The following is a 23677-nucleotide window of genomic DNA, read 5'->3' as shown; positions in this document are numbered from 1 at the left end:
GGTTTATAAACCTCCATAAATAGATGGGTAATACCTTCCAATCACGTTTTCATCCCAAATCTGTGCCTCAATGTATCGCTCTGGCCCCCGGTCCCCGTGCTTGTTCCATTCCTGCGGGAGCCCATACCTGGCAATGACTTCCCGGATTTCACCCTTCGTATACACCTGCTTGCGGTAGGGCTTGCCATCTTCGTAGCGCATTGTCGGAAACAGATCGCCGTACGTAAAACTGATCGAACGATCATCGAATTCGTCCCAATCGATTTGAACCACATTTGGTTCCGTATACCAGGAACACAGCCAATTGCACGGTCCGAGGGTCATATAATGCGGATACAGATTTGCGGGCTGGCCGCCTTTGGCTATAAACGCCTCTCTGGCCCGGCTCTCCAATATAAGCCTCGTTTCCATATAATCGCCTGCTCTCTGACTGGCAAACGTCTTCCCTTCCTGCACGATCATCCCCAAAATTTCACGGGCTTCTTCCAGAGGCAGACTCGACAGATTTCGAAAAGGCCCCTGTGCTGCCTCATAGTAGTGATACAACACCAGCGTCATGGCCATCGTCCCTTTCGGCAGCTTGGTTACACTTAGCCCCACTCAAAAAATAAAGCATCAGAACATACCGATGATGTCTGACGCTTTACGTTTTATTCCATTTTAGTCAAAAGGAACATCCTTCTCAACGAAAACCGTTGTTTTCATTGTAAAAGGAGTCCTCTTCAGAGAAGGCGCTTTGAAACACAGTGATCCGTCATTGGAAAATTGAATTAAAACCCAGCCACTCCTCGTTGATTTTCTTCGCATAACGATACACATTAAAATCGCTGTACTCCACATAAAATCCGTCACGGATCAAATGGTAGTCTTCCGGATTTATTCCAAAGGAAAACGAAATCCGGGGGCCTTCTCCACATTGCCCAACGGGGATTTCATGTCCGCTCTTGTCGGTTAACCTCAGGTTTGGGCCTTGTAGAGAGACGGAACCGTCCGGATTTAATTTGCCATTATACATAAATTCACCCGATCGGTGTTCCCATCCGGGAAACGCCTCAAAGCTGAAATAAATGTCATTGCCCCTATTCCACACATCGTTAAGCAGGATACGCGTATGGTTCAGCTCCAGGACTTCGACATTTAAATCTTTCTGTTCATCCTGCCCGAATGCAATCCATTCCGGTTTGACGAAAATTTTGACGGGGACCTGCTCCTTTACGAGATTCACGTCATACCCCTTATGGGCGATGACATGATCCATAATGCCTTCATCTGTATAGTTCAATGCATAGATCCGGTATCCGCCCAAAATGACGATGATCACCGCAATGATCATTACTGTCCGTTTTCTTTCTGTGCCCATTAAAAGGACTCTTTTCAGCCACCCATGAAAATAATAGTATATAACGCGTTCCACCGCCCTACCCGATCAGCTTATCCACCGTTTCGCGGTCCAGCTTCTTGATCACCGCCGTCAGCAGGTCGGCTGCCTGGCTGAAATCGGATTTGGACATCACGGAATTATGGCTGTGAATGTATCGCGTGGCAAATCCCACGGACAGCGTCGGGCAGCCGATGCCGCTCGTATGAATCCGGCCGCCGTCGGTCGTGCCGCCGGTGATGGCGTCAAACTGCACGGAAATGCCCGACTCCTCCGCCGTGTCGATTACAAGGTCCCGCAGGGCGGTATTCGGAATCATCGAAGCGTCAAAAATGAGCACCAGCGGTCCGCCGCCCATATTGCATTTCATCGGGTTCGACTCGCTGCCCGGTGTGTCATGCGCAATACCGACGTCCAGCGCAAAGGCCACGTCCGGCTGGATGAGGTTGGCGGCCGTTCCCGCACCGCGGAGACCTACTTCCTCCTGCACTGTCGCTCCCGCATAAATGACGTTCGGATGCTGTTCATTCTGCAGACGGGACAGAATTTCGACCGCCAGCGAGCAGCCGGAGCGGTTGTCGAGCGCTTTACCCGCCCACAGCTCGCCATCGCGCATCGTAAAGAAATCGCTCACCGGTACGACCCAGTCGCCCGGACGAACCCCCATCTCCTTGGCGTCCGCTTCATCTTTGGCCCCGATATCGATATACAAATCCTTCAGCTTCATGACCTTGGTCCGCTCCTCGGCCTCCAGCACATGAGGCGGCTTGGAGCCGATGATGCCGATGTATTCGCCTTTACGCGTCTTTACTTTCACCCGGTGGGACAGAACGTTATGCGCCCACCAGCCGCCCAGCTGGTTAAAACGCAGAAATCCCTTCGGCGTAATCTGGGTGACCATAAACCCGATCTCGTCCAGATGGCCGGCAAGCATGACTTTAGGTCCCCCGGCAAGGCCGGTTTTCACCCCAAACACGCTGCCGAGCCGGTCCATAACCAGCTCCTCGCTGAGCGGTTCAAGATAGCTTTTCATTTGGGCGCGGACGGCGCCTTCATGTCCGGGCACACCGTCGCACTCGGTCAATACCTTCATTCGCTGCGTCATTTCATCCATCATGGTTATTCAACCTCCAAATCTGCGTTTTAAAAAGGATAGAACTCGGACGAACTTATCCATATTTCTTCGTATATTGCTTCGCCCTCACCAGTCAATTACCTCCCTTGGCGTGGGAAATTGCTTTTTGGGCATTCCCTTTGCACTCTTCGGCTCGAGTCTACGCGTCTACGATGACTGTTCATACACTTCCACGCTTACCGGATGACACCCGTTTTTCTTTTCAAAACAAGAGAGGTACAATATTTCTAGACTTATCTTCGCAAAGAAAGGACGCACTCCCTATGATCATTACACCCAGAACACGCGGTTTCATCTGCACGACGGCGCATCCGGAGGGCTGCACCAAGCAGGTGAAGGAGCAGATCGATTACATACAGCAGCAGCCTAAATTGAACGGCCCGAAACGGGTCTTGGTTATCGGAGCCTCCACAGGGTACGGCCTGTCGGCCCGGATCGCTGCCGCTTTTGGGGCGGGAGCCGCCACCATCGGCGTCTTCCGACCCAGCTCCGGCAGGGATAAACGGACCGCATCGGCGGGCTGGTACAATTCGGCGGCTTTTGAGCGGCGGGCCGCTGAAGCCGGTTTGACATCCGTCAGCATTACAGGCGATGCCTTTGCGGATGAGACGAAGGACCGCGTCATGGACACGATTGCCAATGAGTTCGGCCAAGTGGACCTCGTCGTGTACAGCGTAGCTTCGTCCCGACGTACCGACCCGGACAGCGGCAAGACGTATAACTCGGTTTTGAAGCCGATCGGAGCGCCCTTCACCGGCAAGGCCGTGAACTTTCATACCGGCGAAGTGACCGACGAAGTCACGACCGAACCGGCGGAAGGTGACGACATCGCCCAGACGATTGCCGTAATGGGCGGCGCCGATTGGCAGCGCTGGATCGATCGGCTTCGGCAGGCGAACCTCCTGGCCGACGGAGCGATGACCATCGCCTACTCCTATATCGGCTCGGAGCTTACCCGGGCCATCTACCGGGAAGGCACCATCGGCAAAGCCAAGGAGGATCTGGAGGCAACCGCGCAGCGGCTGACCCGTGAGCTGTCCGCTTTAGGCGGAAAAGCTTTCGTCGTCGTCAGCAAAGCCCTGGTCACCCAGTCCGCTGCTGCCGTTCCGGTCTTCCCTCTGTACATCGCCGCGCTCTACAAAGTGATGAAGGAAAAGGGCATCCACGAAAATACGATCCAGCAGTCGTACCGGCTGTTCGCCGACAAGCTGTACCACGAGGGTGGAACGCCTGTAGACGAGGCGGGCCGAATCCGCATCGACGATTGGGAACTGCGTCCGGATGTCCAGCAGGAAGTGGCCTGGATCTGGGATCAGGTCACAACGAATAATGTATATGAGCTGACGGATCTGAAAGAGTACCGTCGCGAGTTTTTCCAGCTGTTCGGATTTGAGACGGACGGCATCGACTACGGCAAGGACACAAATCCGGACGTACCCCTTTTAAACGTAAGGTAATACAGAAAAGGCAGCCGGTGAGAACCGGGCTGCCTTTGGATTTTTATACGCTATCCTTTTTTGTTGCTCTCCAGGTATGTTCCGCAAAGCTAGACACTACTTTAAATTGATGCCTCTCATACAGCCTTTTGGCACCCTGATTGGTTTTGGCGATACGCAGATAGATTTTTGGGATCTGCTTACCCATCATATGCCGGATGCAGTGAGTAAGGATGGCACTGCCATATCCGCGGTTCTGCTGATCCGGTGCTACAACGATGTCCTGGATATATCCACCAGAAATAATATAAGCCCCAATCAGAGTTCCCTCTTTCCAAAACGAACGAAACTCATCGTTTCGGACCTTATCCTCCAATCTCTCATGAAACAAACTTATATTCATGCGGTGTTCGTCCAGTGGCCAGCCGTTTTCTGCATTCAATGCGGCGTATGCCCTGTCAAATAAGTCGGCCAAAGGAGTCAGCATACTCGCTTCATATGTATTTACGATGAGATCCGTATGGGATAGATCCGGTTCATGAGGCCCGTCATAATACAAATGATAGCCCTCCATATCCGTTTGAAAACCCAACTGGCGGACGAAATGAATCGCCCTTACGTTCTCTCCGTATAAATTGAAACACAGCTCCTTGGTGCCAGTCTGCTGAAGGTAGGGAGTCATGGTATTCGAAATGAGATCAAGGAGGGCATCAGAATAAGCTTCCTGTATGAATGAAAAATATGCAATAACTGATTGATCATCCTCGGCGATACAAAAAACACCATGTTCCCGCTCTGTTGCTTTATGATAGATAACATCAAGCTTTTCATTCCGGACAGCCAGCTCCACATAATCCCTTGCTTGTGGCGAGATATAAGCAATCAACCCGAGAATGTCCGCTATGGTTTCGGTATTCACACGCCCCCACCTTTTTTACCAAATAATCTAAAGTTATCAGGATATCTGCCCTGCCCCAATTGTGGCCTCTGATCTTCCTGAAGGTATGTCCTTTAATTTCTTCATTCACCACTTATCGTCTTACGAATCAGCTCGTCGATCCAGCGGATCTCCCCTACAACCCGCGATATCGTTTGCTGAAGAACCTCATTCAGGAACATGTCATGAGCCACGCTTCCTTCCTGGCGCTGCTGAATGCCAGCCAAGAGGGATTCGAGGTCCTTTTTGCGCATATCCAGAATTCTGAGCCGATTCTCACGGGAAATACGGTCAAAAAGGGATACTCGGATCATGAACTCAATTTCATGCTTGGCGTCCTTTTCGGTAAAAGCGTTGATCAGCTCGGCGATTTTCGCCCTGCCCGCATCGGTAATTTCGTACACGTACTGGCTGGGCCGGCCTTCCTGCTCATTACGCTTTCGGATAATGGCCCCTTCCGACGTAAATCGGCGCAGCGCCGGGTACAGCAGGTTATGATTCACATCCATCAAATAGCCGAGGTCTTTTTGGATCTCTTTTTTGATTTCGTACCCGTGTTTGGGGGATTTTTCAATCTGGATTAAAATGAGTAAGTCGATATACATAGATCCTGCCCTCTCGTCTGATTTGACTGCTGTCCGGGTTTATGTATTTAATAGCATACCAATTCGGATATGGTTCTTCAACGAATTCCGACAAACTCCGCATTTCCTACTGCACCCAAAGTCATGGGGCGTTGGGCAGTGGCTCCCCTTCGGCCAATATGTTAAATTAACATATGATATTTTAAGCATGAATTCACCTACTATTCTTCAACACGGGAGGGAATGGAATGCAAGAAATCATTGCTTTAGCGGATATCACCCAGTTCCGATCACGATCCGAAGAATTCAATCCGTACGATTGGTACCGGGACAAGCTGCAGAACGAGCCGATCAGTTACAATGAAGCCACAAATACCTGGAACGTATTCCGCTACGACGATGTCAAACGGGTGCTCAGCGACTATGAGTATTTCTCCAGCGTGAGAACGCGGACGACGATCAGCGTCGGCGCCGACAATGACGAAGGCCGGGGAAACGACAAAATCAACACGATCAATGCCGATCCGCCGGAGCACCGGAAACGCCGTTCCCTGCTGTCCGCCGCTTTTACGCCGCGAAGCCTGAAGCTGTGGGAGCCGCGGATTCACGAAGTCGTCCGTCAACTGCTAGATGAGATGGGAGATGCTCCGGTCATCGACGTGGTCAAGGATTTTACCGGCGCATTGCCCGTCATTGTGATGGCGGATCTGCTCGGGGTGCCCTCCAAAGACCGCCTGCTGTTCAAAGAGTGGGTAGACACCTTGTTTCTTCCGTATAACAAAGACAAGGCAGCCGAAATCGGCGAATTGAAGCGCAAGGCTGCCACAGAGTACTATACTTACCTTTTTCCTTATATTGTTCAGAAAAGATCCCAGCTCGGCGATGACATTATTTCCGATCTGATCCAGGCTGATGTGGAAGGAGAACGGTTCACGGATGACGAGATCGTCCGCACCACGATGTTCCTGCTCGGCGCTGGCGTAGAAACGACAAGCCATCTGCTCGCCAACTCGTTCTATTCGTTCCTGTATGATAACGACCAGGTTTACGGTGAGGTCCGGGCCAACCGGGAGCTGGTGCCAAACACCGTGGAGGAAATGCTGCGTTACCGCTTCAATATTTCCAAAATGGACCGTACCGTTAAGCAGGATAACAACGTGCTCGGCGTCGATTTGAAAAAGGGCGATGTCGTCGTCGCCTGGATGAGCGCCGCCAACATGGATGAACAGGTGTTTGAGGACCCTTTCACCCTGAACATCCACCGTCCGAACGCCAAAAGGCATCTGACCTTCGGGAATGGGCCGCATTTCTGCATGGGCGCACCGCTGGCACGCCTCGAGGCGAATATCGGGCTGGAGCTGTTTATGGATTACTTTGAGATGATCGAGCCGGTTCCCGGCTTCCAGCTGGAAGAGAATTTAACGCCTTCCGCCGCCGGCCAAGGGCTGGTAAGCCTGCCTGTACGGGTCAAGCGGGCCTAAGATTGATATGTGAAAAGCCGCTTCCGGTAATCGGGGCGGCTTTGTTATCTTCTATTCCGGATCCTCCTCCAGCAAAATGTCCAGCATCTGCCCCGGGCTCTCCATCATTTTCCGGGTGATCACGTAATGGTCCGTATCCTCCAGCTTCACCGGGCGCATGCCTTGATCGTCGAGCAGCCAAATTTCCGCATGGGGGTACGACATCAAGATCGGGGAATGCGTGGCGATAATGAATTGCGACCGCTTTTTCACTAACTGGTGGATCCGCGACAGCATGGACAGCTGCTTCAAGGGAGAGAGTGCGGCCTCCGGCTCGTCCATCAGGTACAGGCCCCTTCCCCCAAACCGATTCATAAACGTCGCAAAGAAGCTCTCCCCATGGGACTGCTCATGCAGCGACTTGCCTCCATAGGAATCCCGGATCGGAGGACCATAGCTCATCTCCGCATCCAACTGGTCGATATTCGTCGCCACATTATAATAGCTTTCCGCCCGAAAGAAAAAGCCGTCCTTCGGCCGGACGACGCCGCGCACGAGCCGCATGTACCGGTGCAGCTCCGAGTGGGAGGACATCGTTTCAAAGGAAAAATTAATGGTGCCTCCTTCGGGATTAAATCCCCAGGCGACCGCCATCCCTTCCAGCAGGGTGGACTTGCCCGATCCGTTTTCGCCGACGATAAACGTCACCGGCTGCTGAAACGACAAGCTGTGAAAGTCATGGACAGCCGGCAGGCTGAAGGGATACGCACGAAAGGACGGCACTTCCTCTCTCCTCAGCATCACGCTCCGCAAATATAATGAACGTGCATCCAGCATGAATCGATCTGCTCCTTTCCATCAGAACATAAATATGTTTAAATCCTTCCTCGACGTAGAGGCCCGCCCCGTCCTCCTTATTGCAGGCGGTACCACGCCGGCGGCCCCCCGTTTTGAAAGTCATGCGTGTTGATCGTCCGCTCGATCTTTTCCAGCGTTTCCTGAACTCTATCATGTTGGATGCCCCCGATCAAGGTTGCGTGCTGGTTCAGCGCCACAAACAGGTTGTATTTCGGCCAAAAGTCCTCCGGAATGCCATCTTGGAAATATCCGTAGACCTGGCCCTTGGCAAAATACGGGCTGACTTGGCAGGTATACTTCGGCAGTTTGAAAAATTCCTCCCACGGGTCTCCCCAGTCAAACCGGCCAAAGTCGATCACACCGGCAAGGCATCCATGTTAAAAGATCAAGTTGGAGGGGTGAAAATCGTCATGCTGGAAGGTTACCGGACTCTTTTCAAGCAAGCCCAGGTTGTCGTCTATGTATTTCTCCAAATCGTTCTGCTGATAAAAGCGAAGGCCCAATTCCCGAACCTTCTCCCTTTTCTGCCTGTATTTTTCTGCACGCTGTGCCGCCCAGTTTATAGGGACCTCAGGGGTGACCTGATGGATCTTTCTTAATTCTCTTCCGGCCGCCGTCCCCTGCTGAAGTTGAGCTTCCGGCGTTAATCCGGGCAAAACTTCATCTCCGCTAACGCCAGGGATGTAGGACAGCAGCAAATAGCAGAGGTCAAGATGCCCAACCAGCTCCGCCACCAGCGGTTTGGAGCAGCGGACCTGATTTGCTTCGTGCTTTCGGAGCAGCTCAAACTCCATCCGCTGTCTGGCATACATTCTTCCTTCATGTATCCTGAGCAGGTACACCGGGGTATCCGCCTGATACAACACAAATTTCCGCGCGTCCGAAAATCCCTTCTCAAGCGGCTCAGCCCGGTCATGCTCAACTTGCTCCCTGATTTCGGTGAGTAACTTCCGAATCCGCTCCTCGATCGGTTCCATCCCTCTCCCCCTCTGTCCATCCGTTATCACGTTGTTCTCCTCTTCTCCGCACCATCCACCATATAGAGATCCCAACGCTATAGCCGTATAATGGTATCACAAATATACAGGAAATGGGTGCAAAGGAAATGGCTTTGCCTGACGTTCACCACAATTTTAGGCAGTTCTTTGATGGTTTGCAGATGCATGGTTCATCAGGACGCCGGTACGAACGCATGAGCCTTCATTCATGGATGGGAGAAGGAACGGTGCAGCGACTGGCTCCCCGGCAGGATCTAGGGGTGGCGGCAGTCGATTTTCGTTTGAACGATGACTATACTGTAGCCCTGCACACAAGGGTGCCGATGGTCGAGCTGAGCTGCTGTGTTCAAGGCTACCGGAGGGTTGAGGTGTCCGGCAGGGAGTTCGAGATGAAGCCGGGCAGCTGGAGCCTCCAGTTTGCCAACCCGGCGGAAGCCCGCATGCCTTTTTCCAAAAATCAGCCGTTTCAAATGATGAGCATCGCCATTCCCGTCACCGCCTTCCATCATTTCATGGAAAATGGCGAGGACACCCGGGCCATGGATTTTCATCAGATTATCGGAACGCTGCCATATCGGGTATTCCAGGAAGCCTATGATCCCGCTTCGGCCTACCTCTTGCAGCAGATGATGGAAGCCTCTGCCCGGCCGGATTCCCTGAGCTTAGAAATGGAGTGCCGAATTTTGGAGCTGCTGTCCCACGCGTTCCGTTCGATGCTTTTGGGCAAGGAAAAGAGGCCCTCCGGTCTGTCCAGAACGGATCTGTCCAAGCTGGAACGGGCGAGGGAAATCATATTGGATCGAATGAGCCACCCGCCATCCTTATCGGAGCTCTCCCTCCTCATCGGCCTGAACGAATTCAAGCTGAAGACCGGCTTTAAGGACCGGTACGGCAGCACCGTGTTCGGCTATTTGAGGGAGGCACGGCTGGAAACGGCATACCACCTGCTTCAAGAGCCTGATGCCATCGTCATCGACGTATCCTTATCGGTCGGTTATTCCAATCCCAGTTATTTTGCCGAGGCGTTCCGCGGGAAGTACGGTATGAACCCGGGTACGCTGATCAGGAAATCGTAACCCCTCACAAAAAAATCCCGCCAACCAGCACCCTGCTCCTTCTACTGGTAGTGCTTCATTCCCCGGTCACGATATGATGAGCGCATATCCGACAAGGGAGAGTGAAGATATGTCCGATTCACCCCAATGGAAGCTGAATGACGAACTGGCGGCAACAACCCGGCACGGCCTGGAAGTGCTGCCCGCAGCCGTTACCGAAGCGTTCGAGCGCTCCGTCGAGGACTTACGCACATCCGGTGCCGCACGCGGCCTGATGGTTGGAGATGACGCACCCGATTTTACGTTAAGCAATCAGACAGGTGACCCCGTTACGTTATCTGAAGAATTCGCACACGGTCCGGTCATTCTGACCTTTTACCGCGGAGAATGGTGCCCGTTCTGCAATTTGGAATTAAGGGCCTACCAGCGGCTTCTGGACCGCATTCATGACGCAGGAGTCCGGCTGCTGGCCATTAGTCCCCAAACACCGGATCACTCCTTGTCCATGCAGGAAAAAAACGGACTCGGTTATCATGTTCTAAGCGACCTGCATAACAAGGTGGCGGGGAAATACCGGTTGACCTTCCGTCTGGCGGAAGACGTGCAGCAGGTGTACCGGTCACTCGGTTTTCCCCTGGACCAATTCAACGGTGACGATTCGTGGGAGCTTCCCGTGCCCGCCACTTACGTCATCGATCCGCAGGGCGTAATCCGTTATGCCAGCGTGGATCCGGATTATCGGACGCGGGCTGAGCCGGAAGAAGTGGTGCAATTCGCGGAAAGCATCTAACGGAAGCTTTTCCAGCGATTTAGAGACGCTCACGCCTTACAAAAAAACAGCCCGGAACGACCTTATAGTCATTCCCGGGCTTTTTCATTGTTCTCCCTGTTCCCTCAGCACCCCTGCAATTCGCCGGGCCCCCTCTGGAATCTGCGACTCGGCAACATCGCCGAATCCCATAATCAGCTTGTCCTCGAACCTCCCTTTCACAATGGCGTACTTTTCGGCCGGATAAACTCGGACGCCCTTTTCCGCCAATGCTTGGACCCGTTCCTCGTCAAAAATATGCCCTGAAAATTCTGCGATCAAATGAAGGCCCGCGGCGTCGCCGCTCACCTGAATCCAGTTCCCGAACGTTTCGCTCAGACTGCGGATCAGCAGCTTCCTTCTCCGGCTGTATACCCGCTTCATGCGGGTGACATGGCGCTGCAAATGCTGATCCGCGATAAACCTCGCCAGGACGGCCTGATCTAGCGTAGGCGTATGCATATCCATAAGACGTTTGATCCCTTCCATAGGCGCTACCAAATCCCGCGGCAGAACCATATAGCCGATGCGAAGCGCCGGGAACAGATTTTTGCTGAAGGTGCCGATGTAGATCACCCGCTCCGCATCCAGCTCCCTTAACGCATGGACTGGCATACCCGCGTACCGAAACTCGCTGTCATAATCATCCTCAATAATGAAGCAGCCGGTATTACGCGCATACTCCAGCAGTTCCATCCGCCGCCCGATGGATAAGATGCTGCCGAACGGAAACTGATGCGACGGCGTGACAAAAACAAGACGGGGCCTGGCCTGGCCGGGAATATCCTGAACCCGCAGCCCTTGGGTATCCACCGGAACCGGCACAATGTCCGCGCCGGCCGTCTGAAAAATCCCATGGATGAACGTAGACGTCGGGTCCTCCGAGATGACCGTCTCTCCCGGCTGCAGCAGCAGCTTGCACACCAGCGTGATCGCCTGCGTCGCACCGGCCGTAACGACGACCTGCTCGGGATCGCATAGGATGCCCTTCGTATTCAGCAGCATGTCGCATATTTGCAGGCGCAGCCCCCAGTGCCCCGCGGGACCGGCATATCCGTATTCCCAGTCGTCCAGCTGGTCGTATACCTTGTAGGCGACCTCGCGCCACTTTTTGCGCGGAACATGCTGCATCGACGGAAAGCTCGGCCGGAAATCGACTCCGTCGAAACCATAACCGTCATCAGGCTGTTTCCGGGAAGAATGAAAGCTCTGATCCGACTTCTCGAATCTTGCTGGCTTCCTGTTTTCCAAATCGACCACATACGTTCCCGATCCGAGCCGTCCTTCCAAATATCCCTCCGCTACCAGCTGTTCGTATACGCTGACGACCAGCGTGCGTGACACGCCGAGCTCCTGCGCCAGCTCCCGGCTCGACGGCAGGCGCATACCCGCGAAATATTGTCCCTGGAAGATCCGCTCCCTGAGCAAGGAGTAGACTTGTCTCGTTTTGGTGTCTGCTGCCTGCGCGCCTGTAGGGTCCTGTGCCAATACGGCTCACTCCCTTCCTTTGCAAATTGGTATGTTCAAAATCGCTCTAGAGTGGTGCTTATTACAGCCAATCTAGCATGGTAGGATGGATTTTGCAATGAATGGAAGGAAGGTGTCGCCTATGTATCGGTCTCCAAAACCAACCCATGGCGGCCTCATGACCGCCGCTCTCTTTTTGGCCGCTTTGAACTTGCGCCCTGCCATCAGCTCGGTATCCCCGCTGCTCGCGCTCATCCGGGACGACCTGGGCATGTCGTCCGCAGCGGCAAGCCTGCTGACATCCATCCCTGTGCTGTGCATGGGATTGTTATCCCCCGTATCGGCCAAGCTGGCCGGTCGGGTGGGGACTGAACGCGTGATTCGCTGGTCCCTCGTGCTCATCGGATTCGGAACGATTCTGCGGCTGTTCGTGCACTCGGCCGGCGTATTGCTGCTGACCGCCCTGATTGCCGGGCTTGGCATTGCAGCGATGGGTCCCCTGCTGTCAGGATTTATTAAGCAGCATTTTCCCAGCAGCGTCCCTGCGATGATCGCCGTCTACTCGGCCGGCTTGTCTCTTGGGGCTGCGCTCGCTTCGAGCTTGTCCCTCCCCTTGCAGGCGGACTCCCAATCGTGGCAAGCCGCCTTAGCCGTATGGTCGGCACTCGGGGCGGCCGGAGCTGCCGTCTGGCGGACCCTGCACCGGGGAAGCCGTTCCGGTCCGCGAAAGGTAAGCGAAGTCCCATCCGCCAGCCTGCCTTGGCGGAATCCCAAAGCATGGCTGCTCACCCTGCACTTCGGCCTTATGGCAGCCTGCTTCTATTCCCTCCTCGCCTGGCTGCCGCCCGTGATGCAAAGCCTGGGATACACCTCGTCGGAAGCAGCCGTCATGCTCACCATCTTTGCCATCACGCAGATTCCGGCCGGTACGATCTTGCAGCGGCTGCTGCGGCGCTACCCTTCCCGCCTGCTGTGGCTATGGGTATCATCGGTGACGCAGCTGGCCGGCCTGATCCTGCTGTTCTCGCCTCTGCCCTGGCTGGCCGCGGCCGTAATCGGCCTGGCCAGCGGAACTTTATTTGCGCTGGGCCTGCTCCTCCCGATGGACGCAGCCGCAACCAGCCATGAAGCCGCATCATGGGCCGCCATGACGCAATCGGCCGGTTATTTGATCGGGGCCGCCGGACCTTTTCTCATCGGCCTCATCCATGATGCCGCAGGTCCGTTTTCGTTTGCCATTTACGGCTTGATGGGAGTAACGGTGGCGCTCATCGTCGTTCAATGGTTCGTGGCTCCTTTTCAAGCACAGAATAGGGCCTCTTCAAAGGCAGCCCCTCCTGCAAAGAGGGTGGATCTATCCGAATAGGAAACCGCCTGAATGGAAACCAAAAGACCCGCAGCGGGGATCGCCTCCCTCGATGCGGGTCTTCGTTTGATTTTTTTCGATCTAGCCCAGTTCCACCAGTGCCTCGATGACAGGATACGAAATGAGATGCCGGTCACGGTAAATGTCCTGCACCGCGCCCTGCTTCGTGCTCACAATCCCCCTTTGCAGGATGGCTGCCTTGAACCCTCGTTCCAGCGCACCGTTATAGGTGAACAGGACGCAGTATTCCGCGGCAAAACCGGACACCACCAGCAGATCGACGCCCTTTTCCGATAGGATAGATTCCAATTCCGTTTGCCAGAACGCATTGGAGAAGGTTTTATGAACCACCGTATCGCCGGGCTCCATCTGGATCCCAGGAATAAATCCGATTCCGTCGTCATTGACGTCCTCCGTGCCCTCCACATCTTTGATATGGATGACGGGATGGCCCTTCGAGCGCAGCAGACCGGCGGTATAATTGATATACTCGCAGGCCCCGTCAATCGTTTGTTGATCCACGTACCCGTTCAGCAGATGCTTCTGCATATCGATGACCAGCAGACCCAGTTTCAAATGGATTCCTCCTCAACTTGTTTACCTCATATAAAATACAATTCGAATTTCTATGCAAAATTTCCTTGTTCGAACATGTTTTTTCCAAATTTTGACCCCCAAATAGGGCTAATATCGTATACAATAGTAGTCAATTAGTACCTTTTTCCATGGAATGTTATGGGATGAAGGCGAACCGTGTCAGTAAAGGAGTGCAGCAAATGGCTATCATTGAAGTAGTGGAATACGAAGGACCACCAGGGGTGTTCGCCTGGCGCTACCCGAACCAGGAGCTCGGGACCTGGACCCAGTTGATCGTTCATGAAACGCAGGAAGCAATATTATTTAAAGGCGGCCGGGCTCTCGATTCCTTCGTGGCAGGACGCCACACCTTGAGCACGGCGAATATTCCGATCCTCTCCAACCTCATTAATCTGCCATTCGGCGGCAAATCGCCGTTTACTGCAGAGGTATGGTTTGTGAATAAGCTCCGGTCGCTGGATGTGAAGTGGGGAACCGCATCTCCCATCCAACTGCAGGATCCGAAGTTTAACATTATTGTATCACTCAGGGCCTTCGGCCAATTCGGGGTGGAGATTGAAGATGCACGCAAGTTTCTGCTGAAATTGGTCGGCACACTTCCATCGTTCGATCAAGATACACTCGTGAAATACTACCGCGGGGTTCTGACCTCGAACATTAACGAAATGATTTCCTCTTACATTATCCACAAAAAAATCAGCGTGGTTGAAATTAACGCCTACGCCGCCGAAATTTCCAAGCATGTCCGGGACACGATCGCACCGTCTTTTGAGGAAATGGGCATATCCCTTGTGAATTTCTTTATCGATTCGATTAATTTTCCGGAAAATGATCCGTCTACGCAGCGCATTAAGGAAGCACTGGCCAAAAAAGCGGAAATGGACATTATCGGCTTCACCTATCAACAAGAACGTTCCTACGATACGCTCGAAAGCGCCGCCAAAAATCCGGGCAGCACCGCCGGTATCGTCGGCAGCGGACTCGGCATGGGATTAGGCATGGCAGGATCGATGTACGACGCCGTCCAGCAAATGGCCGGCAATGTGAAGGTTCAAACCACTAGCGATATGGACGTGAAGCAAAAAGCCTGTGTGACATGCGGGCAGCTGAACGCAGCCGATTCGAAATTTTGCTCTGCCTGCGGTCAGAGTTTGACGTTAGGAGCAGCCGGCATCCCCGCGAAAAAAATCGTCTGCAGCGATTGCGGACAACCGCTTCCGCCGAACGCCAAGTTTTGTCTGAACTGCGGCGATCCGTACAACGCCTGCCCTGCGTGCGGCTATGACTTCAAGATCGGATCGGTGAACTGCAACAGCTGCGGAACCCTGCTGCCGAAGCTGTGCCGCGAGTGCGGGGAATGGATGGACCCGAAGGCCCGTTTCTGCCCGGGCTGCGGAACCAGCAGCATCCTGAAATGCTCGAACTGTCAGGCGGAGGTACAGCATGGACAGAAATTCTGCATGGAATGCGGCCATGCCCAAACCTGATAACGAGGCCAAAGGAAGGGGAACCACACTGATGCATAAAAGCTGGTTTTTTACCGCTGTCATCCTCATTCCCTTGATTGTCTTCATCGGGTTTGGGTGGAGCGGCGGCTGGGCCGAGAGCCGGTCCTGGATATCCGGTGCCGGCGCGGGATGCGCGGCAGCAGCCGTTCTTCGGTTTGTATATCGCATGCTTAACCGCCGTCAGGGTTCAGGCATGCCTGCTCCCTTTTACATTGGCTCCGGTATAGCAGCTGGACTGTACGCCGGGGCGGTGCTGCTGGAGATGTTGTTGTTCAGTCTTTGGACCACGCTCTCCGTCACCTCTTATGTATGGAGCCAGATTCTCACCCTGCTCGGATTCATCATCCTCACGGGGACGGTGGAACTGTCCGGAACCTATGCTGCCAGGCAGGAGCGGCGGGATCACCGCAGCTGGAGCAAGGGGCGGGATACGGCAAATCGGCTGGAAACTATCCGTCAGAAGCTTCAATCGCTGCCGGAGCAGTCCCGGCACGGTCATGTTCAAGAGCAAATCCGCCGCCTGGAGGATACGCTCCGGTACAGCGACCCCAATTCGGTTCCGGCCTTATACGAAGTGGAGCAGCTGCTTCTGCAGAAAATATCGCTGCTGGAGGATCAGGTGAGCCTGATCGCTACCGCTGTGCCGGACCAGCGTGAACAATTAGCCAATGAAGCTTTACTCCTGATCCAAGATATCGAGCGTACAGCACGAGAAAGAAATTCGCAGTTACTTCAAGCAAAAGCTGGTTCTACATAGATTGAACTAAAGTTTAACCATTTCTTTAGTTCATTCTGTATACATAAACATCATCATGCATAAAGGAGACCATCATATGGAGATCCCGGTTCCATATAAAGTTAGATTTTCGACATTTGACACGTGGATTATCATCCTCACCCTGCTCGTATTTCCCGTCGGCGGACTGCTCGCCTTCATCCGCTTGGCATCGACCCACCATCATAACAAAGCCAAAGGCAGAAACTTACGGCTATTGGGATGGGCTATGGTCTTTTCCTATATCTCCATCATGATCATTCTCTATTTGACCTATGATACGTTTGGAGAAGAGGAACAGATTGATTATTTGACCTCAGGGATTGTTCTGGCGATATATTGGTTTCTTCCTACCCTGATCTTTTTCCTGGTCGGCCATAGGCTTGATAAAAAATTCGGCTCCCTGCTTCAAGTCTATCAGGAAGCCGTTGTAAGCATGCGCCTGACCTCCGTTGAGCAGATTCGCAGCCTTTCACAGACATCCCCCGCCGATGTCACCCGGGATTTGACGTTTATGTTTGAAGAAGGGCTTCTCCCGGAAGGCAGAATCATCAACGGAACCGTCTACATTCAACAACAGGCCCTTGAGGATTACCTTAGCGGAGAGTATGAAGAAGAATACGATGACGAGTATGATGAAGAAAATGATGAAGAGTACGACGATGAGTACGATGACGAGTATGATGAAGAGGAGTCTGCCTCTGATGAAAACGGTCATGGACGACCTTCGGGGTTTCAATCCCCCGTTTCCGGTCAGTCCTCCTCTCCGAAAACCGTTGAATGCCCCGGCTGCGGAGCAAGGGTATTTCTGGGCGCGGAGCGGGAAAAAGAATGCGAGTACTGTGGCAATGTCGTTTGTGCCTAACCGCTTGGTGCTTAGCAGGACCTCACCCTTCCTTTTCCCCGCTTCGCCGGGTCCATGCCCAGAATAAAAGCGCAAACGCACTGACGCCTGCCCCGAGCATGCACACCCCGTCCCAGCCGAATCGGGCATAAATGCTTGTCGAGGCGATGGAACCTGTGGCGCTGCCGATCGAGTAAAACGTCATGTAAGCCGCAGTCAATCGGCTGCGCGCTTCCGGGCGTACGCTCAGAATCATGCTCTGGTTCGTCACATGGACGGCCTGTACCGCCATATCGAGCAAAAGGATGCCCAGGATCAAGGACAGCAGCGAGTGCTCCGTATATCGGATCGGAAGCCATGAAACGAGCAGCAGCGCCAAGGCGACACCTGTGGTACGCTGTCCCATCCCCCGGTCGGCCAGCCGACCGGCTCTTGCCGCTGCAACCGCTCCGGCGGCCCCGGCGAGTCCGAACGCTCCGATGGCGCTGTGCGACAGGGAAAGCGGCGGGCTGCTGAGCGGAAGCACCAGCGAGGTCCACAATATGCTGAACGCCATAAAAATCAGCAGCGCCAGCATGGCGCGAACACGCAGGATCCGCTCCTGCACGAACAGGCCCAGCACCGACCGAAGCAGCTGAGGATACTTCAGCGAAGTCTTCTCCGGATCCTTCCCCGGCAGTACCTTAAGCAGAATGCAGGCCACGATCAGCATCAGACCCGCAGACGCCAGGTAGACGGAGCGCCAGCCGGCGGCATCCGTTAGCAGACCGGCGAATGTTCGGGCCAGCAGAATCCCGATCACCACCCCACTCGTTACTACGCCGACGACCCGCCCCCGTGATTCGGGGGCCGCCAGCGTCGCGGCATAAGCAACCAGTACCTGCGTGACCACGGCCAAAAGTCCGACGACCGCCATCCCTCCAAGCAGAATGCCCCGGTTAGCTGCCGTACCTACGACGACCAATGCAGCCACGGATATCAGCATCATGCCCGGAATCAGCCTGCGGCGGTTCAACAAATCTCCCAGCGGAACGAGCAGAATCAAACCTATGGCATAGCAAATCTGCGTAACGGTAATGACCACCCCGACCGACGAATGCGAAATCCCGAACTGCGCCGCCAATGAATCCAGCAGCGGCTGGGCGTAATAGACGTTGGCGACCGCCAAGCCGCACGCCGCAGCAAACAGCAGCGCGGTCCAGCGGGTTATCGGCTGCACGGATGCAGCCGTTGCGGTGGTTGGAACGGCGGCCCTTTGTTCCTTTTCCTCCCCCATCCTTTCTCCGGTTACCATCGATTTGGTTTCCTGCAGATTGTTCACAACGAACCCCTCCCGAGCTTTCAATTATCATAACATACCAATCGGTACATAATGATTTGTGCTTACCTTACCTTCCCGAACAAAGTGCTGTCAAGAGGTTCGTGGATCGAATTTGTTCATGGGCCTGAATTTAACGGATTACGAAAAATATTTATAGGCTGGTCCGATCACTGATCTTGGCTGACCGAATTGACAGGAGGGGATGAATCTCCTACAATCTAAACATACCGATCGATATGAAATGAGGTGCCAAAAATGGTTAGGCAGCGTGAATTCGATGTGGATCAGGCGCTGGAAGACGCCATGCATATTTTTTGGAGTAAAGGCTATGAGGCAACGTCCTTAAGCGATTTGACGGCGGGAATGGGCATTCAGCGCCCAAGCATCTACTCCGCGTTCGGGGATAAGAAGGAGCTGTTTGAAGCGGCTCTGCGTAAATATACTGCCGCGCATGCGGCGCAGGCCAGATCCGTGCTTCTGCACGGCGAATCCGTTAAGGAAGCCTTCAGACGTTATTTTGCGGGGATTGTCGAGGAGTCGTATGCTGACCCGCTGAACCGCGGATGCTTCTGTATTAATACGATGGTGGAAATGGCTCCGCATGACGAAAAATTTGAGGTTTTGACACGGGAGCATGAGATGTATTTGGCGGCGATTTTTCAGGAGGCGATCGAACGCGGGCTCCGTTCAGGCGAGCTGCACACCGGTGTGGACGCCAAGTCCCTGGCACAGACCCTGGTCGTCTCCTTGATCGGTCTGACGGTGATGATGAAAGCCCGCCCGGAGCGTTCCTTTGTCGATCATTCGGTTGAGGTCATTCTCACGTTGATTCAATAAGATGCATGAACGGAACCGGCAGTTGTGTTGTGCTCAGGGGGAAAGCCTTGGAGCAGCAGATTAAGCCGAGTCCCGCTCGAGCGACAGGCTCGTCAGGCATCCTTTTAAGCCGGCGATCGCTTCTTCCTTTTGTGCCAACAGCCGGTCCTGCGGCCAGACGCTGTCTCCCCGTTTCAAGTCACCTGAAATCAGGAGCAGCATCCAAATGGAGAACACGGTCGCGAAGCGGCAGTAATCGCGGATAAAATCGCCAAGATCCCACTCCGCGCCATACAGCGCCGACTGAGCTACATAATAAGTCAGGAGCTTTTCCCGATCTTCAGCGGTCACCTGTTTCGGAAACAAGGGATGCGACATGTCAATGAGATGATACAGGTCCCAGAACGGGGTATTCAGGTGGGCATGCTCCCAATCCATGATGTACAAGCGGCCGTCAGCCGCAACGGCATAGTTGCCCAGATGCAGATCCCCGTGGGATACCACCTTTATTTTCGGGAGTGCATGACCCTCCGCAAAGCTGAGTATCATGCCGTCCAGCTCCCACGGCTCGCCGATTTCGTTCATGACTGTCACGGCCTCATCCCGTCTGTTCATGAGATCGGCGGCGATCTGCTCGATCTGCGGCTTAGGCCCCGACCCGCTCAGACCCTCCCGGCGCTCCTCCGGCAGCGCATGCCACCAGGCGATCTGCTGTACCACTTTCATGGCGGTTTCTACATCGTACTCATGTCGAAGGGGGCCAAGGTCTTCAAAAATCGACCATCCCTCCTCCCCGGCTCCTTCCTCCGAAGAAGCGAGCAGCGCCGGGTAAATGTCCGGAAAGCCGGACAGCACATGCCGGTAAATCCAGGCTTCCCGGTCCACGCTTTCCCCGTTGGTCAGCGGCTTGAAAATGTAGCTGTGCTGCCGATCCGGGTAGAACCGTTCCACGAATTTTCCGTTCATGCCTTGGTACAGGGCTTCCCGCTTCCACAGCCCCTCTCCGCTCAGCGTTCCGTTCGGCAGAACGAATTGGCTCAGGTTGTACATTAAAAACTCCCCTTTCGGCTTGTTTACAAACCGATATATTCGAAGTCTCATGCGTCAAAGCTCACTTGGTCCGTCCAATTATTTTTTCGGTTCGGATTCCGACGAGCCCTGATTTGTAAACGATCGATGTCTTATTAATACTTCGCCTGGTATACGCCCGCTTCTCCCAGAAAGTCCTTCCGGGTCAGCCCCTGTTCGCCAAGGAGCATGCGATAATTCGTAATCGTCCCGTCATGGGAAACGATGATAACACGATCCACCTGTGCCTCGCACCAATCCAGCAGCTGTCTCCCATAGGTCTCGAAGGCTTCCTGTCCGATGCGGTTGATCCCTTCTTCCCAAAGGTCCAAGCCAAAATCCACGATCACGGCATCTGGAACCGCCTCGCGAATCTCGTCCTTCGAATAGATTTGATCGCAGACGAAGGGCGAATACGAAGGATCTTGCGGGAACATACGCGGCCCTGCCAGCGGAGAGATCACAAAAGGACCGTCTGACAGCAAGATCCTCGCTGTTTCGATGGTACGTTTAGTCGGGCTGACGACAACCTGCTCATTACCGTTCAGCAATAAACGCCCCCGCAGCTCATTCACCTGTGACTCTCCATACAGCGTTAACCCGGGATGCAGCATGTTCAGCTGGTTAGGATAATCCAGCAAATGCTCCCCGTGCCCATGACGGACAAATACGACTTCCACTCTGATTCCCCCGATTCTAAAAAAAGGATATGAGCTTACATTTATATTTCGTTCTCCGATGTCCGTTGTGATGTGGATCTATTTTATCATGGATTTTAGGGCGCAGACTCACCATTTTTAAACAAAAACTGCTTGTATAAGTTGAATAATTGAAAGCTTCCTCCTGATGCATCAGGAAGAAGCTTTCCTTATCGTCCACTTATTTTACACTTACACTGCACCTATAACGAACCCTTGACCGCATAATGCAGCTGCACCACACCGGATCCCAGCGGTTTACAATCCAGCAGCTCCACATCTTTAAATTGATATTCATGTTGGTCCGTGACCAAGTTCAGCCCTTTTCCTTCCAGCACCGGAGCTACATTGAACACCAGCTCGTCGACAAGACCGCTTCCCAGAAAAGCATTATGCAACTCGGCCCCTCCCGCCAAAAGCGCGGTGGAATGCCCCCGGCTCGCGAGATACTGCAGTGCCTCTTCGGGAGAGCTCACGACCGTCACGCCTGCGATCTCCTTGACACGCTTGGTGACAACCACGATATCTAGCCCTTCAAAGGCCGCTCCACCGCCGCTGGCCTGCATCCCCTCAAAGGTTCTGCGTCCCACGATAAAGTTCCCCGATCGTCCGGCATGGGCCGTAAAATCGGCCAGAGCTTCCGGCTTCGGCGGGTTGTCAGGCCCCGACTGCGCATAGTTTCCGTTGGCGGACAGCGCTGCCCAAAGAATCGTTTTCATATGGATATCCTCCTCGATTTCGTCTCTGTAAATTTAATCGTGTTCGGCTGCTTCGCTGCGCCATTTGTTCTTTCCAGTACTCTGCGGATGGACGCCGCCACCCGGTCCGGGCGGTCCTCCTGCACATAATGGGATGCATCGCTCAAAGCTTCCGTTTCGTGCATTCGTAAAATGCCCTGCCAGCGCTGCATTTCCTCTACCGGAAAACCGGCACTGTCCTTCAGTCCCCACAAAATTTGCGCAGGAATCTCCGTCAGCAGAGGCAGTCTGGATTCAATTTCAGCCAGCCACGGTCCGGCTTTGCGAATGCTTCTGGGGAACACCCAGGTCGGTTTGCGAAGCGCCGGGGTAGGAAAAGGATCGGTATACGCCTTCCGCAAGGCTGCCGTGACCTTCTCCTTATGGTGAATGCCGCCGGGCACAATCGTATGGGCAAAAAAGTTCCGCCGGGTCTGAAGCCAGTATCCGAGCGGCCAGCCTCCCATGGTCATCGAAAACAGCTTCATCGGCAAGATTTTGGCCGGCCATGCCCACGTATTCATGAGGACGATGCCGCGTACGTTGTCAGGGTGGTGTACCGCATAATGGAGCCCAACCGGTCCGCCCCAATCCTGAACGACGAGGACTACATGTTGCAGATCCAGCTGTTTGATCAATGCCGTCACTGCTTCCGCATGCTCCTGGGGTGTATAGCCATAGCCCGTAGGGGCCTTCGACATCCCGAAGCCGGGATAATCCGGCGCGATCAGCCGGCACTGGCCGCTCAGCTCTTTGATCACATTCCGGTACAAATAGGACCATGTGGGGTTGCCATGCAGGAGCACGACAACCGGCCCCTCGCCTTCATCGATATAATGAATCATACCGTCCCGGTAAGGCAGCCAATGATCCTGAAACGGATATTCCGAATTGTCTACCTCAAAGGGTCTTTGCATCATATTTCTCCTATCTTCTCAATGGGTATATTCCAAGACTTGGATCCAGCAAGCCCGATAATCGATTATGGGTCGGGACCGGAATTTAATGGAATCCGTTCCCTTTCCTAAGATTAGTCGACTGTGGTACATTTGAAAAGTAGTTACATTTAAGTGCACTAGTTTCAAAAAATGAACTAGGAGGGTTTCATCATGATCGATCCCAAATGTCCGGATACGATTACCCCGGTCATCGAATTGCTGGAGGGAAAATGGACGCTCCTGATTCTGCGCGACCTGTTTAACGGGTTACATCGTTTCGGGGAGCTGCGACGGTCCCTGCATCCCATCAGCCCGAAAACGCTGACCGACCGGCTGCGCCTCCTGGAGGAGAATCACATCGTCACGCGGACCATTTTTTCAGAAGTGCCGCTGCATGTGGAATATGAGCTTACGGATAAAGGCCGGCGCCTTCAGCCGATCTTTGCCGCCATGCGGGAGTGGGCCGAGCAGCCCTGTCCAACGGCGCATACAGCGGAATTGCAGGAAGCCCAGGCCTAAATACAAGAACCCCCTTCCAAATGGAAGGGGGTTTTTAGATCTTACAGTTGGTATCTGCAAACGCAAAAACTCAAGCCGATTTGGACCAGTAAACTGCGCGATTCAGTTCCCAAGAAAGTGCTGCTACTTCAAGGCTTAACTGCTTGGTACATCAATTTCTGATTATTGCTGGTCGGCTTAGTTCCATCCTTAAAATCTGCATAGACGGTTACATTTGAAAAACCAATGTCTTCAAGAATATAAATGAACTCCTCAACCCCATACCAGCGTAGTGCAAAACGCTGCAGCTCCGTTAGGAAAATATTAGGCGAAGGAATGTTTGTGTATAGTTAAAAATTACCTGACTTTTTAGGTAATCTGCACGGAGGCTGCTG

The 23677-nt window shown here is 53.7% G+C and carries 25 protein-coding genes and 1 pseudogene; 10 read left to right on the top strand and 16 right to left on the bottom strand.

Annotated elements, in window-relative coordinates; translation table 11 throughout:
• Positions 1-3: 3 nt before the first annotated feature.
• The 3 genes from MKY74_RS09535 to MKY74_RS09525 all read right to left on the bottom strand — a co-directional run bounded on the left by MKY74_RS09535 (position 4) and on the right by MKY74_RS09525 (position 2501).
• Positions 4-558 (bottom strand): hypothetical protein, encoded by a 555-nt coding sequence (locus MKY74_RS09535; protein ID WP_076173301.1) that lies wholly within the window; start codon positions 556-558, stop codon positions 4-6.
• A 196-nt stretch (positions 559-754) separates the two neighbouring features.
• Entirely contained in the window at positions 755-1360 is a 606-nt protein-coding gene (locus MKY74_RS09530; RefSeq protein ID WP_076173302.1) for a hypothetical protein, read from the bottom strand.
• A 58-nt stretch (positions 1361-1418) separates the two neighbouring features.
• Entirely contained in the window at positions 1419-2501 is a 1083-nt protein-coding gene (locus tag MKY74_RS09525) for a M42 family metallopeptidase (RefSeq protein WP_432206618.1), read from the bottom strand.
• A gap of 275 nt (positions 2502-2776) precedes the next feature.
• Between MKY74_RS09525 and fabV the strand changes: the two genes are divergently transcribed.
• Complete coding sequence (gene fabV, locus MKY74_RS09520; protein WP_076173303.1) at positions 2777-3970, top strand: enoyl-ACP reductase FabV; 1194 nt, start codon at positions 2777-2779, stop codon at positions 3968-3970.
• A gap of 43 nt (positions 3971-4013) precedes the next feature.
• Here fabV and MKY74_RS09515 read toward each other — a convergent pair whose 3' ends face one another.
• Entirely contained in the window at positions 4014-4868 is an 855-nt protein-coding gene (locus MKY74_RS09515; protein ID WP_084204032.1) for a GNAT family N-acetyltransferase, read from the bottom strand.
• Positions 4869-4969: 101 nt separating this feature from the next.
• Positions 4970-5491, bottom strand: a complete 522-nt coding sequence (locus tag MKY74_RS09510; RefSeq protein ID WP_076173304.1) for a PadR family transcriptional regulator — start codon at positions 5489-5491, stop codon at positions 4970-4972.
• Positions 5492-5718: 227 nt separating this feature from the next.
• Between MKY74_RS09510 and MKY74_RS09505 the strand changes: the two genes are divergently transcribed.
• Positions 5719-6951 carry a cytochrome P450 gene (locus MKY74_RS09505; protein ID WP_076173305.1) on the top strand — a complete coding sequence of 411 codons (1233 nt, stop codon included), beginning with the start codon at positions 5719-5721 and terminating at the stop codon, positions 6949-6951.
• A gap of 51 nt (positions 6952-7002) precedes the next feature.
• Here MKY74_RS09505 and MKY74_RS09500 read toward each other — a convergent pair whose 3' ends face one another.
• The 3 genes from MKY74_RS09500 to MKY74_RS09490 all read right to left on the bottom strand — a co-directional run bounded on the left by MKY74_RS09500 (position 7003) and on the right by MKY74_RS09490 (position 8765).
• A complete protein-coding gene (locus MKY74_RS09500; RefSeq protein ID WP_076173306.1) occupies positions 7003-7767 on the bottom strand; it encodes an AAA family ATPase in 765 nt (254 codons plus the stop codon).
• Between the two features lie 77 nt (positions 7768-7844).
• Positions 7845-8147: a hypothetical protein gene (locus MKY74_RS09495; protein ID WP_084204033.1), complete on the bottom strand. Its 303-nt coding sequence runs from the start codon at positions 8145-8147 to the stop codon at positions 7845-7847.
• A gap of 18 nt (positions 8148-8165) precedes the next feature.
• The gene (locus MKY74_RS09490; protein ID WP_084204034.1) at positions 8166-8765 is read right to left on the bottom strand and encodes a phosphotransferase family protein; all 600 of its coding nucleotides are present in this window, start codon (positions 8763-8765) and stop codon (positions 8166-8168) included.
• A 248-nt stretch (positions 8766-9013) separates the two neighbouring features.
• Here MKY74_RS09490 and MKY74_RS09485 point away from each other — a divergent pair, with 248 nt between their 5' ends.
• Together MKY74_RS09485 and MKY74_RS09480 are read left to right on the top strand one after the other, a co-directional pair.
• Positions 9014-9862 carry a helix-turn-helix transcriptional regulator gene (locus MKY74_RS09485; RefSeq protein WP_244169348.1) on the top strand — a complete coding sequence of 283 codons (849 nt, stop codon included), beginning with the start codon at positions 9014-9016 and terminating at the stop codon, positions 9860-9862.
• A gap of 109 nt (positions 9863-9971) precedes the next feature.
• The gene (locus MKY74_RS09480; protein WP_076173308.1) at positions 9972-10631 is read left to right on the top strand and encodes a peroxiredoxin-like family protein; all 660 of its coding nucleotides are present in this window, start codon (positions 9972-9974) and stop codon (positions 10629-10631) included.
• An 84-nt stretch (positions 10632-10715) separates the two neighbouring features.
• Here the strand turns inward: MKY74_RS09480 and pdxR are convergent, their stop codons facing one another.
• A complete protein-coding gene (gene pdxR, locus MKY74_RS09475; RefSeq protein ID WP_076173309.1) occupies positions 10716-12137 on the bottom strand; it encodes a MocR-like pyridoxine biosynthesis transcription factor PdxR in 1422 nt (473 codons plus the stop codon).
• 97 nt (positions 12138-12234) lie between these two features.
• Here pdxR and MKY74_RS09470 point away from each other — a divergent pair, with 97 nt between their 5' ends.
• Positions 12235-13482 (top strand): MFS transporter, encoded by a 1248-nt coding sequence (locus tag MKY74_RS09470; protein WP_244169349.1) that lies wholly within the window; start codon positions 12235-12237, stop codon positions 13480-13482.
• An 81-nt stretch (positions 13483-13563) separates the two neighbouring features.
• Here MKY74_RS09470 and MKY74_RS09465 read toward each other — a convergent pair whose 3' ends face one another.
• Positions 13564-14058, bottom strand: coding sequence for a cysteine hydrolase family protein (locus tag MKY74_RS09465; protein ID WP_076173310.1), 495 nt, complete (start codon positions 14056-14058; stop codon positions 13564-13566).
• A gap of 200 nt (positions 14059-14258) precedes the next feature.
• Between MKY74_RS09465 and MKY74_RS09460 the strand changes: the two genes are divergently transcribed.
• The 3 genes from MKY74_RS09460 (at position 14259) to MKY74_RS09450 (ending at position 17227) form a co-directional block, all read left to right on the top strand.
• Positions 14259-15566 carry an SPFH domain-containing protein gene (locus tag MKY74_RS09460; protein ID WP_076173311.1) on the top strand — a complete coding sequence of 436 codons (1308 nt, stop codon included), beginning with the start codon at positions 14259-14261 and terminating at the stop codon, positions 15564-15566.
• Positions 15523-16344, top strand: coding sequence for a hypothetical protein (locus MKY74_RS09455; RefSeq protein WP_144025474.1), 822 nt, complete (start codon positions 15523-15525; stop codon positions 16342-16344). Before MKY74_RS09460 ends, MKY74_RS09455 begins: the two co-directional genes overlap by 44 nt.
• Positions 16345-16420: 76 nt before the next feature.
• Positions 16421-17227: a hypothetical protein gene (locus tag MKY74_RS09450; RefSeq protein ID WP_076173313.1), complete on the top strand. Its 807-nt coding sequence runs from the start codon at positions 16421-16423 to the stop codon at positions 17225-17227.
• Between the two features lie 22 nt (positions 17228-17249).
• Here the strand turns inward: MKY74_RS09450 and MKY74_RS09445 are convergent, their stop codons facing one another.
• On the bottom strand, positions 17250-18482 hold the full coding sequence (locus MKY74_RS09445; protein WP_076173501.1) for an MFS transporter: 1233 nt from the start codon (positions 18480-18482) through the stop codon (positions 17250-17252).
• A gap of 300 nt (positions 18483-18782) precedes the next feature.
• Between MKY74_RS09445 and MKY74_RS09440 the strand changes: the two genes are divergently transcribed.
• Positions 18783-19364 carry a TetR/AcrR family transcriptional regulator gene (locus MKY74_RS09440; protein WP_076173314.1) on the top strand — a complete coding sequence of 194 codons (582 nt, stop codon included), beginning with the start codon at positions 18783-18785 and terminating at the stop codon, positions 19362-19364.
• 60 nt (positions 19365-19424) lie between these two features.
• Here MKY74_RS09440 and MKY74_RS09435 read toward each other — a convergent pair whose 3' ends face one another.
• The 4 genes from MKY74_RS09435 to MKY74_RS09420 form a co-directional block, all read right to left on the bottom strand.
• Positions 19425-20393 (bottom strand): phosphotransferase family protein, encoded by a 969-nt coding sequence (locus MKY74_RS09435; RefSeq protein WP_076173315.1) that lies wholly within the window; start codon positions 20391-20393, stop codon positions 19425-19427.
• 134 nt (positions 20394-20527) lie between these two features.
• The gene (locus tag MKY74_RS09430) at positions 20528-21091 is read right to left on the bottom strand and encodes a histidine phosphatase family protein (protein ID WP_076173316.1); all 564 of its coding nucleotides are present in this window, start codon (positions 21089-21091) and stop codon (positions 20528-20530) included.
• Positions 21092-21312: 221 nt separating this feature from the next.
• The gene (locus MKY74_RS09425) at positions 21313-21828 is read right to left on the bottom strand and encodes a dihydrofolate reductase family protein (RefSeq protein WP_076173317.1); all 516 of its coding nucleotides are present in this window, start codon (positions 21826-21828) and stop codon (positions 21313-21315) included.
• Entirely contained in the window at positions 21825-22766 is a 942-nt protein-coding gene (locus MKY74_RS09420; RefSeq protein ID WP_244169350.1) for an alpha/beta fold hydrolase, read from the bottom strand. Before MKY74_RS09420 ends, MKY74_RS09425 begins: the two co-directional genes overlap by 4 nt.
• 189 nt (positions 22767-22955) lie before the next feature.
• On the opposite strand from MKY74_RS09420, the gene MKY74_RS09415 reads away from it, so the two are divergent.
• Positions 22956-23303 carry a winged helix-turn-helix transcriptional regulator gene (locus MKY74_RS09415; protein WP_076173319.1) on the top strand — a complete coding sequence of 116 codons (348 nt, stop codon included), beginning with the start codon at positions 22956-22958 and terminating at the stop codon, positions 23301-23303.
• Positions 23304-23431: 128 nt separating this feature from the next.
• Here the strand turns inward: MKY74_RS09415 and MKY74_RS35685 are convergent.
• Positions 23432-23596, bottom strand: a pseudogene (locus MKY74_RS35685) (class I SAM-dependent methyltransferase); the annotation flags it as partial.
• Positions 23597-23677 lie beyond the last annotated feature (81 nt).

This window comes from Paenibacillus sp. FSL R5-0378 (assembly GCF_038009285.1).
Classification (GTDB): Bacteria; Bacillota; Bacilli; order Paenibacillales; family Paenibacillaceae; genus Paenibacillus_AQ; species Paenibacillus_AQ favisporus.
Note: the sequence above shows the minus strand (reverse complement) of the source record. Positions and strands in the feature narration are given on the sequence as shown.

Coding starts and splice junctions, on each gene's coding strand:
- MKY74_RS09535 (WP_076173301.1), bottom strand. CDS start 558: ATGACGCTGGTGTTGTATCACTACTATGAGGCAGCACAGGGGCCTTTT.
- MKY74_RS09530 (WP_076173302.1), bottom strand. CDS start 1,360: ATGGGCACAGAAAGAAAACGGACAGTAATGATCATTGCGGTGATCATC.
- fabV (WP_076173303.1), top strand. CDS start 2,777: ATGATCATTACACCCAGAACACGCGGTTTCATCTGCACGACGGCGCAT.
- MKY74_RS09510 (WP_076173304.1), bottom strand. CDS start 5,491: ATGTATATCGACTTACTCATTTTAATCCAGATTGAAAAATCCCCCAAA.
- MKY74_RS09505 (WP_076173305.1), top strand. CDS start 5,719: ATGCAAGAAATCATTGCTTTAGCGGATATCACCCAGTTCCGATCACGA.
- MKY74_RS09500 (WP_076173306.1), bottom strand. CDS start 7,767: ATGCTGGATGCACGTTCATTATATTTGCGGAGCGTGATGCTGAGGAGA.
- MKY74_RS09490 (WP_084204034.1), bottom strand. CDS start 8,765: ATGGAACCGATCGAGGAGCGGATTCGGAAGTTACTCACCGAAATCAGG.
- MKY74_RS09480 (WP_076173308.1), top strand. CDS start 9,972: ATGTCCGATTCACCCCAATGGAAGCTGAATGACGAACTGGCGGCAACA.
- MKY74_RS09470 (WP_244169349.1), top strand. CDS start 12,235: ATGAATGGAAGGAAGGTGTCGCCTATGTATCGGTCTCCAAAACCAACC.
- MKY74_RS09460 (WP_076173311.1), top strand. CDS start 14,259: ATGGCTATCATTGAAGTAGTGGAATACGAAGGACCACCAGGGGTGTTC.
- MKY74_RS09455 (WP_144025474.1), top strand. CDS start 15,523: ATGGACAGAAATTCTGCATGGAATGCGGCCATGCCCAAACCTGATAAC.
- MKY74_RS09450 (WP_076173313.1), top strand. CDS start 16,421: ATGGAGATCCCGGTTCCATATAAAGTTAGATTTTCGACATTTGACACG.
- MKY74_RS09445 (WP_076173501.1), bottom strand. CDS start 18,482: ATGGGGGAGGAAAAGGAACAAAGGGCCGCCGTTCCAACCACCGCAACG.
- MKY74_RS09440 (WP_076173314.1), top strand. CDS start 18,783: ATGGTTAGGCAGCGTGAATTCGATGTGGATCAGGCGCTGGAAGACGCC.
- MKY74_RS09435 (WP_076173315.1), bottom strand. CDS start 20,393: ATGTACAACCTGAGCCAATTCGTTCTGCCGAACGGAACGCTGAGCGGA.
- MKY74_RS09425 (WP_076173317.1), bottom strand. CDS start 21,828: ATGAAAACGATTCTTTGGGCAGCGCTGTCCGCCAACGGAAACTATGCG.
- MKY74_RS09420 (WP_244169350.1), bottom strand. CDS start 22,766: ATGATGCAAAGACCCTTTGAGGTAGACAATTCGGAATATCCGTTTCAG.
- MKY74_RS09415 (WP_076173319.1), top strand. CDS start 22,956: ATGATCGATCCCAAATGTCCGGATACGATTACCCCGGTCATCGAATTG.